Annotated in this window: 1 protein-coding gene and 1 pseudogene; both read right to left on the reverse strand. The window is 60.0% G+C overall.

Annotated features, from left to right (window positions below):
- Positions 1-291: 291 nt before the first annotated feature.
- Positions 292-1526 (reverse strand): annotated as a pseudogene (locus EDC31_RS17485) (IS3 family transposase).
- An 82-nt stretch (positions 1527-1608) separates the two neighbouring features.
- On the reverse strand, positions 1609-1764 hold the full coding sequence (locus EDC31_RS17895; RefSeq protein ID WP_158310364.1) for a hypothetical protein: 156 nt from the start codon (positions 1762-1764) through the stop codon (positions 1609-1611).
- Positions 1765-2195: the final 431 nt, after the last annotated feature.

Below are 2195 nucleotides of genomic sequence, written 5' to 3' on the forward strand. Positions count from 1 at the left end.
CCGAGGCCAACTACTATGCAGCCCTTCAGATCATCAATATGGCTGCGTGACTCAAACCAATTAGCCTCCGGGAAACCCGGGACGCTTCACCCTCTGGTTTTGGGACCGTCTGTGTGATTCCATTCCTCATGTGGTGAGTGGGGTGATGGATCATGAAGCAGCCGGGTTTCTTTGATGTTGAGGACACTATATGGGGTTTCCCCGGGGGCGAGAGTGTCCGATTTTCTGTGTATGAATGATCTGGTCCATGCTTCTGTACCGGCCTCGGTTTTTGAGACATTTGGTTGGAACCTAAGCGACGAGAGCCGCGCTGGAAAGGGCTTTGGCGCGCACGGCGTCAGGAGACAGGAAGCCGTGCCGTTCGAGGAGCCAGGTTTCATTGTATAGATCGCGGAATTCCAGCAATGCCTGTCGAAGTTCCTCGACGGTTTCGAAGGTCTGGACCCAGAGCAGGTTTTCCTTCAGGGTCCGGATGAAGCGTTCGGCGCATCCGTTGCCCTCCGGGGCTCGGACGAAGGCGGGCGAACTTTCGATGCCGAGGAAGCGAATTTCGTTCTGGAAATCGTCCGACATATACTGGCTGCCGTGATCGTGGCGCAGGGAAAGCCCAGTTGCTCCTTTTTCGGCGAATGCGCCAAAACAGCGGCGCACGCCCTGGCGTATGGGCTCCAGGGCATCGAAGCGCGTGCCGCGCCGGGCGGCATGGATGCCGGTGCATTCACCGCTGTGATGATCGATGGCAATGAACACGGCGCTCTGGCCCTCCTGCGTCCATGTCGTGGTCATGTCGGTGCCCCACATGACGTCGATGGCATCCGGGATGATGGTGCCGTCATGGTTGCGCGGTCCCTTCGGCGCGCCGGTCCGCGAGGGGGCGAGCAGATCGTTTTCACGCATCAGGCGTAGCGTCCGGCGACGGGACGTGCGCACGCCAGCTATCCGCAGTCTTGCCCAGACCTTGCGGTGTCCCTCGCCATGGAACGGGCTGGCCGTGATGATCGCACGGATGCGCCCGACCAGCTCGGCGTCCGGCATGGGGCCTGTCGGACCGCGCCGCCGCAAGGCTGGTTTCACCTCCATCGGCACCCGGCGGCGGTAGAGTGTCGCCCGGCTGATGTTCCAGACCCGGCAGACCGCCGCCAGTCCATAGGGGCGACCGGAAGACGGAGACGTTCTGTCGCTCATGGCCGCGGCCTCCTGCGGGCCAAAGGGCGGCCTGCCTCCAGTGCCGCGATCTTCTCGCGCAGCAACTCGCGTTCGATCATGATCTCGCCGAGTTTTGCCTTGAGGCGATCGCTCTCCAGCGTTTCACCGTCGGTCTGACGTGTCGCAAGACTGGCCTCGCCCCCGGAAAGGAAGGTGTCCTGCCAGCCGCTCAGGGTCGCAGCCGTCACGCCCGGTTCGCGCGAGACCATCTCCAGGTCTTCACCGCGCAGCAGACGAAGCACGGTCTCCTTCTTGCGGCGGCGTGACATCCGTCCACCATGCCCCGGGCGTTTCGCGTCGTTCTTCAGCTCAGTCGTCATCGTGACACCTCCGCACGTGTCTCACGTGCTTATCGGGTGTCTCAGAAAACCGGTAGGCGGGAGACATCACCGTTAAACCACCTCAGGAACGTCCTATCGTCCAGAGGAAAACGAATGAGGAGAGGACGGAGGCCACGATCAACGGGAGATTGACGTGGAAATGATTCGAATCGTCGATCGACATCGTCAGGCAGGCCGCGAGCAGGAAGACGATCGCCGCCACCCCGCTGATCGACATCCATAAAATACGTCGGGAAATATGCTGTTCATTCACCGTGCTTACCTCTCTGAAAGGAGGTACTTACCAAAGCCGATTCACGACGAAGCCGTCAAACAGAAGCTCGTTGGATATCCGTCAGACTGAGGCGGCCCCGGAAAATCGGACAGGGTGATAAGCTCTCATGACCGTCATTTGGAGAGTGCAGTTGCAGGAAGCCTACACCAGACTGGCGCCTGAAGTGACCAAAAACTGATGCTGGACCTGACGGGTGTGCCGCGAGCCGATCGACGACGATTGATCATGCTCTCATCCGCGGATTGGTTACCGCATTTCCCATTTCCGTCGCGGGCCTTCTGACCTTGCCCCCTGAAATGCCCTCGAATTGAAGTAAGGTCTGTCCACTGGAGACAGACGATGAAGAGAGCGCGTTTCACACAGGACCAGATTAT

It is taken from the genome of Acidomonas methanolica (genome assembly GCF_004346035.1).
GTDB classification, from domain to species: Bacteria; Pseudomonadota; Alphaproteobacteria; order Acetobacterales; family Acetobacteraceae; genus Acidomonas; species Acidomonas methanolica.

What these genes read in the sequence shown, in the direction of transcription:
- EDC31_RS17895 (WP_158310364.1), bottom strand. Translation starts at nt 1,764, where the DNA reads ATGTCGATCAGCGGGGTGGCGGCGATCGTCTTCCTGCTCGCGGCCTGC.